We start from the raw sequence: 12,183 nt of genomic DNA, 5'->3' as shown, positions 1-12,183 counted from the left end.
GTTCCTTCAGTTCCTCCTCCGAATGGATGAATCCTATTGGTTGAATTATGATTACTATTTACTGTGCCGTCAGACGCCGCCAAATATCCGTATATCTTGCAGTCGTTTCTTCTACGACCTCAGCAGGCAATGGATTGGGCTTGCTGTTCTTGTCCCAACCGGATGCTGCCAAATAGCTTCGTACCGGCTCCTTGTCCATGCTATCAATCTCAACATCCAGTTCATACTTTTCCTGTGCCCAGAAACGGGATGAATCCGGGGTGAAAATTTCATCAATCAAAATAACCTTTCCGTCAACAAGACCAAACTCAAACTTGCAATCCGCTAAAATAATTCCACGCTTCTCACAGAAAGCACGCGCAAACTCGTACAACGCCAGGCTTTTTTCCTCAAGCTCATCTGTCAGTTCAGCCCCGACCAGCTCTTTCATCTGATGAAGGGAAATGTCCTCGTCGTGTCCGACATCATTTTTCGCAGCAGGTGTAAATAAAGGCTTGGGAAAACGCTCATTTTTACGTAGCCCCTTCGGCAATGGAATGCCGTTCACCTCACCATTCTGCTCATACTGACGCCAACCGCCTCCAGTAATATATCCGCGCACCACACACTCAATGTCGATACGTTCAGCCTTCAACGTGACCATGATCCGATCTTTCAGCAATTCTTTATTCTGTTCGTCGATCACATGTCCGAGCTTGTTCACATCGGTATGCACGACATGGTTTTCCAACAAGTCCTTCGTCTGTTCGAACCAGAAAGCGCTGAGCTTATTCAGCACATTCCCCTTTTCCGGCACGGGTGGCTCCAGCACATAATCAAAGGCCGAAATCCGATCCGTCACGACAATCAGAAAATGCTCTCCGAGATCATACAGCTCACGCACCTTGCCTTTGTACAAGAGCGGCGCATGGATCAGACCCTCGGCGGTAGACAATGACATTTCATTACACCTCTTTCTAAAGATTGCCCCTCCTAAATCCTCCCCTCGGGGAGGACCCCTAGGGCTGCTGCCCTCGGGACTCCCGCAAGGGTTGGCGTAGTGAGCAGGGGATGGTGCGGGTTATTGGAGTTTGGGTGGGACGAGTGCGTTCCGCTGGATTAAGGCTTGTTGGCACAAGCTTTAATCCAGCAACGCTTTTACGTTGGTGCGGAGCGCCGTTTTTACGCTTGACAACGCATTAACGCTTCCAACTCTAAACGGCAAGTTTTATGCCGCTTACAGCTCGACCGTGGTTCAGCGCCTACATAGCGCTAAACCAATCGGCACGTCATGCGGCCGAGCGTGAAGGCTTCGCCTGTTGTGCGCTTGTGCTACGCATGCGCACTTATACGCTGGCTCAAGGCTTCGCTCCTTGAGCCTTGCGCGTTCCTGGAAGGGCTGCGGGCTGTTTGCTGCGCAAATTCGGCAGTCCTTCCAGGAACGTTGCTTAGCGATAGAAAAAGCAGTGGAACACGCTTTTCCATCGCTCTTTGGGGAAGGTGCGGCATGTTATGCACCGCACCGCCCCCTATTCCTGCTCCCACACGAGGGTTGGTGCTGGATTGCAGCGGAGCGGACGGAATCGCTCTGAAGAAGCGTGAGCGCTTGCCTTTGCCCCTGGATTCCAACCTTTACGGGTTTATTCCAATCCAGGAATCCAGGGGCAACAGCAATCGGAAGAATGACCCGTTCGCGCAGCGGCCTCCCCACGCACCAACACTCCCTCTTACTCCCCTAATCCCAGCTTTTTAAAGATCGTATCTACGTTTTTCAGATGCCATGCCGGGTTGAAAGCATCCTCGATTTCGTCCGCGTTGAGCACAGCGGTAATTTCCGGAGTCGCCTCGACGATTTCGCGGAATTGGCGTTGCTCTTCCCATGCCTGCATAGCACGCGGCTGTACGGTATCGTAGGCTTTTTCACGGCTAAAGCCCTTGTCGATCAGCTTCGTCATAATACGACCGGAGAACGGTACACCATACGTACGCGCCATATTGCGCTTCATATTTTCAGGGAATACCGTCAGGTTCTTCACGATATTGCCAAAACGGTTCAGCATGTAGTTCAACAACATCGTTGCATCCGGCAAAATGATACGTTCCACGGAAGAATGCGAAATGTCGCGTTCATGCCACAGTGTTACGTTCTCATAAGCGGATACCATATGCCCGCGAATCACACGCGCCAGACCGGAAATATTTTCGCTACCGATTGGATTGCGTTTATGCGGCATCGCAGAGGAACCTTTTTGACCCTTCGCGAAGGCTTCTTCCACCTCACGGAATTCACTCTTTTGCAGCGCACGGACTTCTGTTGCAAATTTGTCCAGCGATGTGGCTACCAGTGCCAATGTCGCCATGTATTCGGCATGACGGTCACGCTGAAGCGTTTGTGTGGAGATTGGCGCAGGCTTGGTGCCCAGCTTGCGGCATACAAACTCTTCTACAGCCGGATCAATGTTGGCGTACGTTCCGACTGCACCAGACATTTTACCGTATTCAACCTGGTCAGCCGCAAAACGGAAACGTTCCAAATTGCGTTTCATTTCCTCGTACCACAAAGCCATTTTCAGGCCAAACGTCGTCGGTTCAGCGTGTACCCCGTGTGTACGGCCCATCATCGGCGTATGCTTGTAAGCCAGTGCTTTTTCCTTCAAAATTTCAATAAAATTCAAGATATCGCGCTCCAGAATTTCATTCGCCTGCTTCAACAGGTAGCCCAGTGCGGTATCTACCACATCCGTGGAGGTCAGGCCGTAATGCACCCATTTGCGCTCGTCGCCAAGGCTTTCGGACACCGTGCGGGTAAAAGCAATGACATCATGTCTTGTTTCCTGTTCAATTTCATAGATCCGGTCAATATCAAAGCTTGCGTTCTTACGCAGCGCCACAGTGTCCTCTTTCGGAATAACGCCCAATTCTGCCCAAGCTTCACAGGCACACAGTTCTACTTCCAGCCATGCTTTAAATTTATTTTCTTCCGTCCAAATCGCTCTCATTTCCGGTCTGCTATAGCGTTCGATCATAACTGTTTATTCCCCCAAATATTGGTTTGTTCAATCCATTCCAGCGCTTGTTCCGCATCCTGGCACAGTAGATTCATATGTCCCATCTTTCGGCCTGGTTTGGCTTCGCTTTTTCCATACAAATGCAGCTTGGGCACAACATCCAATCTTTCAGCTTCGGCATCCGGCTGCACGAACCGTTGAACCACGTCATCCAAATGCTCACCTAGCACATTGACCATAACGACCGGAGTCAGCAGCTTCGTGCTTCCCAGCGGCAAGCCGCAAATGGCACGTATATGCTGCTCAAATTGCGACGTTGCGCATCCCTCCATCGTGTAATGACCGGAGTTATGCGGCCTCGGTGCCAACTCATTGACGTACAATTGTCCGTCTTCGGTAACGAACATCTCTACAGCGAGCAGCCCCACCGCACCTAACGACTCCGCCACAGCCAAAGCCAGCTTGCGTGCTTCCTCCTGCACGGATTGTGGCACGCGCGCGGGTACAATCGACGTGTGCAAAATGTTGTTCACATGTTTGTTTTCCGCAGGTGGGAAGGCTTTGGCTTCGCCGTTCGTGCTGCGTGCGACGATTACCGAGATTTCACAGCGAAAACGAATAAACTGTTCTAACACCAGTTCCGCACCGCTACCAACCAGCCCTTCGTAAGCAGCTACGGCTTCCTCGGGTTGGCGAATAACCGCTTGTCCCTTGCCGTCATAACCGCCGACTGCTGTCTTGAGTACACATGGCACGCCCAACTCGGCTACCGCTTGAACCATATCGGCAGCGCTGCCGATTTCACGATACGGAGCGACCGGAACGCCAGCGGCTTCAATGGAGCGTTTTTCCCGTAACCGATGCTGTGTTGTGTACAACAAACTGCTGCTCTGCGGCACACTTGATTCCTGTTCCAAAAGCGCGGCTACACCCGCATCCACATTTTCAAACTCATACGTGATCACATCGCATCGCCCGGCCAACTTTCTGGCCGCATGTTCATCATCATAGGCAGCGAAAATCTGCTCTGACACCTGCCCACATGGACTATCCGGTGTCGGGTCCAGCGTCACAAAACGGTATCCCATCTTTGCTCCCGCCAGTACCAGCATTCTTCCCAGCTGTCCGCCTCCCAAAAGTCCAATCGTTGTACCGGGAGGTCGAACACAGCCTGCGGGTTCACATGCCTCATTCATAGCGAGTCACTGCCTTCCAGCACCTCATCACGGATACGGTCGCGTCTTGCTTCGACCCGCTGGCGCACTTTTTCATCAAAAGCAGCCAATATTTGTGCTGCCAGCAGCCCTGCATTCGTAGCGCCTGCTTTACCAATTGCTACAGTAGCGACCGGAATGCCTCCCGGCATCTGCACAATGGAGAGCAGGGAGTCCAGACCGTTCAGCGCCTTCGACTGGACAGGCACACCGATGACTGGCAATGTCGTCTTGGCCGCCACCATACCCGGCAAATGCGCCGCACCACCCGCTCCGGCAATAATAACCTTCAGCCCGCGCCCAGCGGCTTCCTCTGCAAAACGAAACATCAGATCCGGCGTTCGATGGGCTGAGACCACCTTTTTTTCATATCCGATTTCAAGCTCGTCCAGCACTGCACATGCATGCTGCATGGTGTCCCAGTCCGATGTGCTGCCCATAATGACAGCGACCTGCACTGACATGTCCTTCACTCCCTGTTTATCAATAAGCGCCAAAAATCCGGCACTCGAAAATAACGTTATTTTCAAGACACCGGACTACGAAAAACAAACGACAAAGCCTCACAAAGGCATGCCAAAAGCAAGCCTGTTTCACCGCAACAAATGCGGCTTTAGCCGTATGTCTCCCGTAGTCCGGAAATTTAAGGTTTCCAGGTAGAAACTTCCGGGCCATATCCCCGGCATTATACGAGTTAGCATTGTGCCCAAGCGACCCCAAACGATATTCTAACAAACATGATCGTGGTCTGTTTCGGCTCAAACATGTGTACCTTATTAAATTTTACCTAAAGTTCTTTTTTTATCGACAATACACTTCATAGTTTAACAATTCCCTACACCTTATGTCAACTTGAAAACGAACATTATTAAAATCATCCAATTGAATGTTCGTGTTTAACAAAACACTAGCCCTTTTCTACCCGCAAGCCGGGACAATAGCTATACATTTAGCCGACTCTTTGCCTCAGACTGCCATCATAGACCGGCTCTATACTCCACAAAAAAATAAAAGCCGGTACTTCCTGTGCAGGCAGTAATCCGACTTTTATTCCTTCTATTCTGTTACTTCACGACCAGCACAGGAATGCGCGCATGCTGCACCACATTATGGCTGACGCTGCCTAGCACAAATTCACGAATACCACCCAAACCACGGCTGCCGATCACAATCACATCGAAGCCATTTTCATTCGCATAATCCAAAATAACTTCAGCCGGCGAACCCTGAATCAGCTCTACCTTGGCGTCAATGCCCTGGTCGGCAAGCCGTTTTTTGACCTCATCCGTGGTTTGCTCCGCCAAATCGTAATATTCTTTATTCACCGATGCTGGAATCGGGGCCAAACCTTCACCCATGAAAATACGTGGAAAATCAAACGCCGTGACGACCTCAAGCTTTGAGGATGGTGAAGCCTTGGTTAATTCAGCCGCCTTCAACAAAGCCTTATTGGATGCCTCGGAACCGTCATAAGCAAGCAATATTTTCGAAAATAACATACATATGCACCTCTTCCTATTCAGTTTGTTAGAACAAAGCCTGAAATATGTATTCCTTTGGGCGTTCGTACATTCACATTGCCAAACGCTGGCATAGCCGCCCTACTCATCATTAAACATCCCCATGAGAGCCTAAACCACGGCTTTACCGTAAAAAATATCCGTATAGCAATGCATTAACGAACAGCAACGCAGGAATACCGAGTCTGAAGCTCATATGCCGCGTTTTGTGGCGTTTGCGGTACATCGCAATCAGCACGCCCAACGCTCCCCCGATCAAGGCCAGCAAAAACAGCGTCCGTTCGGGTACACGATCACGGTGCTTACGCGCCCTCTTTTTGTCTTCCGACATTACCAGATAGCCTACTGCGTTTATAAACAGCAGCCATACCAACAAGCCTGTCTGCAATGTCTCTCCTCCTTTTGCACACCGCACCGAGTTCAGGCATTAGTCCTTCTATAGCCCTCTCCCCTTCATTATAACTCCACCCCTTTTGCAGAAACAACGCCTTCTCCTGACTGGAATACCGCTTTTGCGGATATAGTAACGTTGTATGACGGATATCCTTGAATTAAAGGAGGGACTACGATGGAAAGCACCCATGATTACGTGGAAAAGCTGCGGGAAAATGCGAAAAAGGCAGAACGCAATCGTAAAAGAGGAAAAGGAACTCCCAGCGCCAGCTTGCCGACCAAACAGCATACCAACAATCCTTAATTGCAGGTACCCTGCTGTATAAGCTGTAAAACCATGTTATTCACGTATAATGTCAGTTTGGATTGCAATGTATTTACTTTAGATGTTGCAAAAACCAGATACATTGCCTTCTTTTAGCTTCTGCAAAAACAACAAGCAGGCTCCCTTTGAGGTGCCTGCTTGTTGTAATCTCCACCCATTCCTTCCGAGGAACGAAACCAGTATAGCTTTATGTGTCTGGAACGACTCTCCAGGCTCCAACAGCCAATTGAGGTCGAACGGCTGAATACCGATATTGACCCGACCGGTCCCATACTGCTCCACCTCAGCCTGAGCTACAAATCCGCCGCTGTACAACAAACTGAATCCGTAGACCTCTCCAAGCTCTTCTGTCGCATCTTTGGACAAGAGCGTAGAAAAGGATTTTGCTGAGGACTGTAAATGAAAAACATGGTTCTCATAATCATGAAAAAATTTGTAAGTTAACTCTCCCTATCATCCTACTAAATAAACTCTATACAAAATCAAATAAAAAGTAATCACTATCTTCTTGCTCCACACGCCCCATGCAAAAAATAAAACGATTACATTTATAAAAAACAAGTTATAACGTTATATTATGTGACATATATATTGACTAAAAACAATTTTAGCCTCTATAATTCGTGATATTAACGTAATTCGACAATTTTTTTGTCAGTTAATCTATCATTCATATCTATGGTTTTCACATTGGAGAGGAGCTTTATATGACTAACATGAAAAAAATGACAATGATTCCCCTGCTGGCCAGCTTTATTCTCGGAAGTACCTTATGGAGTGGTGGTTTTACCGCTAACGCTGCGGCAGCAGCTACCACCAGCACGACTGTACCTCCATCTGCCACTACCATCACCGATAAATCTGAGAAACCACAAACAAATAATCTACCCAACATTAAAATACTTGCTACTGGGGGAACCATCGCAGGATCATCTGCCGTAAATACCGATACAACCGACTACAAAGCAGGCGCGTTGGGTATCGAGACTCTGATTAATGCCGTTCCTGAAATGAAAAGTATTGCAAACGTCAGCGGTGAACAGGTTGTCAACGTGGGCAGTCCTGACATTAATAATGATATCCTTTTAAAACTCGCCAAACGTACGAATGAACTGCTCGCCAGAGATGATGTAGACGGAATCGTTATTACTCATGGTACAGATACGCTGGAAGAAACCGCTTATTTCCTCAATCTGGTCGTCAATAGCGATAAGCCTGTGGTTGTCGTTGGCTCCATGCGTCCAGCTACAGCAATCAGCGCTGATGGTCCTTTTAACCTTTATAATGCTGTCAAAGTCGCCGGGGCTTCTGCCTCTAGAGGTCAAGGCGTACTCGTACTGCTAAATGACCGTATCGGTGCAGCGAGATACATTACCAAAACGAACACGACAGCAGTCGATACGTTCAAGTCTGTGGAGCAGGGATACCTGGGAGCTGTTGTGGGAGATCAAGTGTACTACTACAACAAATCTACACACAAGCATACAACTGCTTCTATGTTCGATATTTCCATTCTGACCCAACTGCCTCAGGTAGATATTTTATACGAATATCAAAATAACGGGCGCTATCTGTATGATGCAGCCGTAGCGGCAGGTGCCAAAGGGATCGTCGTGGCAGGCTCCGGCAATGGTTCCTTGTCCAAGACCTCTACAGAAGGTGCTGAGGCAGCAGGTAAAAAAGGAGTCATCATCGCACGTTCCAGCCGTGTAGGGAGCGGGGTCGTCTCTCCGTCTACGAAAGACGCAGCGTCCAACTTTGTTTCCACTGACTCACTCAATCCGCAAAAAGCACGGATCTTGCTCATGCTTGCTTTGACTCAAACGCATGATGTTAAAGAAATTCAGTCCTTCTTTAATGAATACTAATAAATGAGGATTTTGTAAAAATCCAAATAAGTGATTTCCAATGAACAATAAGATATCAAAGCCAGTTCACTAAAAAAGGAGCAGCAGTAACGGTGATATACCGTAACTGTTGCTCCTTTTTCGCAAGACAATGACAAACCCACAACTCCACACGGAGCCCAATTGTCTCAGCCTCGATATAGCTTCAAGTTTAAGTTTGCCTGTCAGATGGTTAAATCCATACCATTCAATGGATAACTGATTCCATTTTGCTACAATCCTGTGCTCCTGTCACTCGTATCAGGACTGTTGTTTAGGAATCCCATTCAGGCTTGGAGGATATTTCGCTTGCTTCTCTGGATGTGGAGCGATTTCTTCCTCCAAAATACTTGATTTATTTTGCTGATTATTGATTTTAAGCGACTTATGCTTGGGCATAACTACTCACCTCCTCGGCTTACCATGCCAAGGAGCGAGAGATTTTATACCGATTTGCTGATGCTTATCGCCCTTGCTATTGACTTGATATTGGATTACTTGTAGCTGCCCGTTATTTTCCCTGCTTTTGCTCCAAGGCTGCTTTCAGCAGATCACCCAGACTGGAACCAAGAGATTCCTGCTTTTCATATTGCCTTACCAGCTTCTGCTGTTCACGTTTGTTTACCCGTTGCTTGTCCTTATCCAGTGTTTCGGTAATGCCACAAGGCAGACATCTGACATACAAACCCGCCTTGCCCTCTTTCATTTCCATTTTTTTATGGCACTGCGGACAACGACGATTCGATAGACGTTTTTCTCCCGAACGGCGATAGCCGCAATCCACACTTGGACATACGAGGAACTTGCCCTGTTTGCCCTTCTTCTCCAAAAGCTTTGTACCACAATCCGGGCAATGGCTGTTCGTCACGTTATGGGGCTTGTATTCAGCACTGCTATTTTTCACAGTGGAAACCAGCTCTTTCGCCATCGCACGAATCGAGTCCAAGAACGGTCCCGGTTGCCCTTGACCGCGGGCGATTCGTTCCAGCTCCGCTTCCCAACGTGCCGTCAGCTCCGGTGTTCTTAGCTGTGGAGCTGCCAGCTCAATCAGTTGCTTGCCTTTCCCCGTTGGATGCATTACATTTCCCTGACGCTCAATTGTATCCGAGCTAACCAGCTTTTCAATCAGATCTGCGCGAGTAGCAGGAGTACCCAAACCGTGCTTCTCCATCTGAGCGAGTAGCGCCGCTTCCGTATACCGCTTCGGCGGCATCGTTCGTCCAGCACGCACAAGACAACGTTGAATCCGGACGGAATCCCCTTTTTTCAGTTCAGGTAAAATAACACCACTTCCGTTGTCCTCACGTTCCTCTGCTTCGTCGTCCGTATCATAGAGGTTTCCGTCATATACAGCACGCCAGCCACTATCTTTTATCGTCGTGCCTTTGACTTGAAACGTTTCCTGCTCTACTGTTACCGAAACCGCTACAGCATCATAACGAGCAGGTGGATAGAAAAGACTGATAAATCGCCGCGCAATCAGATCATACAGCTTACGTTCCTCCGGGCTTAGCTGATTAAGCAACAACGTCTGCTCTGTAGGGATGATCGCATGATGATCCGTTACTTTGCTGTCATCCACAATTCGCTTCGAGATCGTCAAGCTCTTGCGCAGTAACGGGCGTGCCAAGGAAGCATACGGGCCTACAGCCACACTATTGAGCCGTTCCTTAAGGGTATCCACCATATCGGATGTCAGATAACGGCTATCTGTACGTGGATACGTGACCAGCTTATGCTGCTCATACAAACGCTGAAGTACATTAGACGTCTGCTTGGCCGAAAAGCCGTAGCGATGGTTTGCATCCCTTTGCAGCTCGGTTAAATCATAAGCCAACGGGTGTGGCTCATTCTTTTCACTTTTTTTGACACTGGCAACCGTGCCTTTGACGCCTTCCAATTTGCGGCGCAAAGCCTCTGCTTGAGTACGGTCAAACATGCGTGAGTCGCCATTTTCCGCACGCCAAGTTGCCTGAAAATCACCAAAGTCTGCCGTCAATGTATCATAATCCTGAGAACGAAACTGAGTAATCTCCTTCTCACGTTCCATAATCATCCCCAGCGTCGGTGTCTGTACTCTTCCCGCCGAAAGCTGAGCGTTATAGCGACACGTCAATGCGCGGGTCACATTCAGCCCAATCATCCAGTCTGCTTCAGCCCGACAACGAGCCGATTCGTATAAACGATCAAACTGCTGCCCAGGCAACAGCTTCGCAAAGCCCTCCTTGATCGCCTTGTCCGTCTGCGATGAAATCCACAAGCGGCGAAAAGGCTTTTTCCAGTTCGCCATTTGTATAATCCAACGTGCCAACAGTTCCCCTTCACGTGCAGCATCCGTTGCCACAATAAGTTCTCCAATGTCCTGTCGCTTCATGAGCTGCTGCACAGCCTTGAACTGATGATTGCTTTCCCGTAGCACCTTCAGCTTGGTACTCTTCGGAAGGATCGGCAGGTCCTCCAAATTCCAGGTTGCATACTTGGAATCATAATCCTCCGGCTCTGCCAGTCCAACCAAATGTCCTAACGCCCACGTCACAACATACTTGGGCCCCTCTATATAGCTTTTATGCTTCTCGCGGCTTCCCATCACACGTGCAATCTCTCTGGCTACGGATGGTTTTTCTGCTAATACTAATACCTTCATGTTACGCCCCTTTCTCTTATATTGTTAATTATACCATCCGGACAGCTTACAAATCAGGCACGCTCCATTTTAACAGCAGACCTGCATAAGTCAGGCCCCCTCCGAACCCATATAACAATACCCGCTGTCCATACCGTAAACGCCCATCATCCAAACCGCACTGTAAAGCTAAAGGAATAGATGCCGCCGATGTATTGCCATAAAACTCTACACTTGTCAGCGTCTTTTCCAAAGGTATTGCCCCTCGTTCACATATGGATTCGATCATTCTCAGATTGGCGCTATGCGGTACAAACCAGTCAAGGTCCTCATTCTTCATTCCAGCCTGCTCCAATAACCGTTCTACTCCCGCTGGGACAGAGCGAACAGCCCATTTATAAACCTCACGTCCATTTTGAACAAGAAATCCATTAGCTTGCAGCTTTTCTCCATCTAAATAATCAGATAAACCTGCCCGATAGAGATGAACTCCCCCTTGCCCATAAGTTCCGATATCTGCGGTCAAAAAAGATCCTTCATCCTCGTCATATTCAACAAGAGCAGCCCCTGCTCCGTCTCCAAAAAGTACACAAGTCGTCCGGTCCGTGTAATCCGTAATTTTGGACAACGTTTCCGCTCCCACCACTAAAACCTTACGGTGTAGACCACCCGTAATAAGGCCATTAGCTAGATGAAGTCCATAGGTGAATCCTGCACATGCTGCACTTACATCCATTGATCCCGTATCCGGAATATTAAAATGGGCCTGAATTCGTGAAGACGTACTTGGAAAGTAGTAATCAGGCGTACTAGTCGCTACAATGATCATATCAACTTCGTTTATATTTACGTCATAGAGGTTAATCATACGTGTAACGGCTTGAATGCATAGATCAGATACATATTGGTCTTCAGCCGCAATTCGCCGTTCACGCATACCCGTTCGTTGCACTATCCACTCGTCACTAGTATCCACAAGTTTCTCCAAGTCGGCATTCGTCAAAATCCGTTCAGGTACATAAGTACCTAGGGCCGTAAGCTTTGCTTTAGAATTCAACAATCTGATCACTCTCCTTTATAATTCTTGTTCTCATTATAACGCCTGATACTAACACCTGGTACTAATTTATTATAAAATAATTTCAATAGTTATGAGTTAGTCTCCATTTGTACTTCTCTTAAGTAAAATATAAATGTTTTACCTTTTCAATGCAAAAAAGAACCACAATCTCAAA

12 protein-coding genes, 1 pseudogene and 1 riboswitch are annotated in these 12,183 nt (G+C 48.1%); of the genes and pseudogenes, 3 read left to right on the top strand and 10 right to left on the bottom strand.

Annotation, left to right across the window (positions count from 1 at the left end):
• Window positions 1-58 precede the first annotated feature (58 nt).
• The gene (locus ACWXW9_RS25580; protein WP_494931716.1) at window positions 59-940 is read right to left on the bottom strand and encodes a phosphoribosylaminoimidazolesuccinocarboxamide synthase; all 882 of its coding nucleotides are present in this window, start codon (window positions 938-940) and stop codon (window positions 59-61) included.
• A 269-nt stretch (window positions 941-1,209) separates the two neighbouring features.
• Here ACWXW9_RS25580 and ACWXW9_RS25575 point away from each other — a divergent pair, with 269 nt between their 5' ends.
• Window positions 1,210-1,356 carry a hypothetical protein gene (locus tag ACWXW9_RS25575; protein WP_494931715.1) on the top strand — a complete coding sequence of 49 codons (147 nt, stop codon included), beginning with the start codon at window positions 1,210-1,212 and terminating at the stop codon, window positions 1,354-1,356.
• 350 nt (window positions 1,357-1,706) lie between these two features.
• Here the strand turns inward: ACWXW9_RS25575 and purB are convergent, their stop codons facing one another.
• The 5 genes from purB to ACWXW9_RS25550 form a co-directional block, all read right to left on the bottom strand.
• Window positions 1,707-3,005, bottom strand: a complete 1,299-nt coding sequence (gene purB / locus ACWXW9_RS25570; protein WP_342416634.1) for an adenylosuccinate lyase — start codon at window positions 3,003-3,005, stop codon at window positions 1,707-1,709.
• Complete coding sequence (gene purK, locus ACWXW9_RS25565) at window positions 3,002-4,183, bottom strand: 5-(carboxyamino)imidazole ribonucleotide synthase (protein WP_494931714.1); 1,182 nt, start codon at window positions 4,181-4,183, stop codon at window positions 3,002-3,004. The genes purB and purK overlap by 4 nt, the downstream gene beginning before the upstream one ends.
• Window positions 4,180-4,665, bottom strand: a complete 486-nt coding sequence (purE, locus tag ACWXW9_RS25560; protein ID WP_283654683.1) for a 5-(carboxyamino)imidazole ribonucleotide mutase — start codon at window positions 4,663-4,665, stop codon at window positions 4,180-4,182. The genes purK and purE overlap by 4 nt, the downstream gene beginning before the upstream one ends.
• 147 nt (window positions 4,666-4,812) lie before the next feature.
• Window positions 4,813-4,914, bottom strand: a riboswitch (purine riboswitch).
• A 351-nt stretch (window positions 4,915-5,265) separates the two neighbouring features.
• Window positions 5,266-5,700 carry a universal stress protein gene (locus ACWXW9_RS25555; RefSeq protein ID WP_494931713.1) on the bottom strand — a complete coding sequence of 145 codons (435 nt, stop codon included), beginning with the start codon at window positions 5,698-5,700 and terminating at the stop codon, window positions 5,266-5,268.
• A 145-nt stretch (window positions 5,701-5,845) separates the two neighbouring features.
• The gene (locus tag ACWXW9_RS25550; protein WP_044647005.1) at window positions 5,846-6,109 is read right to left on the bottom strand and encodes a DUF1294 domain-containing protein; all 264 of its coding nucleotides are present in this window, start codon (window positions 6,107-6,109) and stop codon (window positions 5,846-5,848) included.
• 180 nt (window positions 6,110-6,289) lie between these two features.
• Here ACWXW9_RS25550 and ACWXW9_RS25545 point away from each other — a divergent pair, with 180 nt between their 5' ends.
• Window positions 6,290-6,418, top strand: a complete 129-nt coding sequence (locus ACWXW9_RS25545) for a DUF4023 family protein (RefSeq protein ID WP_494931712.1) — start codon at window positions 6,290-6,292, stop codon at window positions 6,416-6,418.
• A gap of 170 nt (window positions 6,419-6,588) precedes the next feature.
• On the opposite strand, the pseudogene ACWXW9_RS25540 reads toward ACWXW9_RS25545, so the two are convergent.
• Window positions 6,589-6,834, bottom strand: a pseudogene (locus ACWXW9_RS25540) (glycoside hydrolase family 36 N-terminal domain-containing protein); the annotation flags it as partial.
• Between the two features lie 312 nt (window positions 6,835-7,146).
• Between ACWXW9_RS25540 and ACWXW9_RS25535 the strand changes: the two are divergent.
• Window positions 7,147-8,307 (top strand): type II asparaginase, encoded by a 1,161-nt coding sequence (locus tag ACWXW9_RS25535; protein ID WP_494931711.1) that lies wholly within the window; start codon window positions 7,147-7,149, stop codon window positions 8,305-8,307.
• Window positions 8,308-8,586: 279 nt separating this feature from the next.
• Here the strand turns inward: ACWXW9_RS25535 and ACWXW9_RS25530 are convergent, their stop codons facing one another.
• The 3 genes from ACWXW9_RS25530 to ACWXW9_RS25520 all read right to left on the bottom strand — a co-directional run bounded on the left by ACWXW9_RS25530 (window position 8,587) and on the right by ACWXW9_RS25520 (window position 12,008).
• Window positions 8,587-8,724, bottom strand: coding sequence for a hypothetical protein (locus ACWXW9_RS25530; protein ID WP_023987042.1), 138 nt, complete (start codon window positions 8,722-8,724; stop codon window positions 8,587-8,589).
• A 112-nt stretch (window positions 8,725-8,836) separates the two neighbouring features.
• The gene (locus tag ACWXW9_RS25525) at window positions 8,837-10,969 is read right to left on the bottom strand and encodes a DNA topoisomerase III (protein WP_494931710.1); all 2,133 of its coding nucleotides are present in this window, start codon (window positions 10,967-10,969) and stop codon (window positions 8,837-8,839) included.
• Between the two features lie 46 nt (window positions 10,970-11,015).
• Window positions 11,016-12,008: a ketoacyl-ACP synthase III gene (locus ACWXW9_RS25520; RefSeq protein ID WP_494931709.1), complete on the bottom strand. Its 993-nt coding sequence runs from the start codon at window positions 12,006-12,008 to the stop codon at window positions 11,016-11,018.
• Between the last annotated feature and the right edge of the window lie 175 nt (window positions 12,009-12,183).

It is taken from the genome of Paenibacillus sp. LT-B23 (assembly GCF_059417685.1).
The sequence above is the reverse complement of the archived record's forward strand: the minus strand, read 5'-3'. Positions and strand labels throughout refer to the sequence as shown.

Excerpts from the sequence above, each read along its gene's own strand:
- purK (WP_494931714.1), bottom strand. The coding sequence starts at position 4,183 with ATGAATGAGGCATGTGAACCCGCAGGCTGTGTTCGACCTCCCGGTACA.
- ACWXW9_RS25525 (WP_494931710.1), bottom strand. The coding sequence starts at position 10,969 with ATGAAGGTATTAGTATTAGCAGAAAAACCATCCGTAGCCAGAGAGATT.
- ACWXW9_RS25535 (WP_494931711.1), top strand. The coding sequence starts at position 7,147 with ATGACTAACATGAAAAAAATGACAATGATTCCCCTGCTGGCCAGCTTT.
- ACWXW9_RS25530 (WP_023987042.1), bottom strand. The coding sequence starts at position 8,724 with ATGCCCAAGCATAAGTCGCTTAAAATCAATAATCAGCAAAATAAATCA.
- ACWXW9_RS25545 (WP_494931712.1), top strand. The coding sequence starts at position 6,290 with ATGGAAAGCACCCATGATTACGTGGAAAAGCTGCGGGAAAATGCGAAA.
- purB (WP_342416634.1), bottom strand. The coding sequence starts at position 3,005 with ATGATCGAACGCTATAGCAGACCGGAAATGAGAGCGATTTGGACGGAA.
- ACWXW9_RS25580 (WP_494931716.1), bottom strand. The coding sequence starts at position 940 with ATGTCATTGTCTACCGCCGAGGGTCTGATCCATGCGCCGCTCTTGTAC.
- ACWXW9_RS25575 (WP_494931715.1), top strand. The coding sequence starts at position 1,210 with ATGCCGCTTACAGCTCGACCGTGGTTCAGCGCCTACATAGCGCTAAAC.
- ACWXW9_RS25555 (WP_494931713.1), bottom strand. The coding sequence starts at position 5,700 with ATGTTATTTTCGAAAATATTGCTTGCTTATGACGGTTCCGAGGCATCC.
- purE (WP_283654683.1), bottom strand. The coding sequence starts at position 4,665 with ATGTCAGTGCAGGTCGCTGTCATTATGGGCAGCACATCGGACTGGGAC.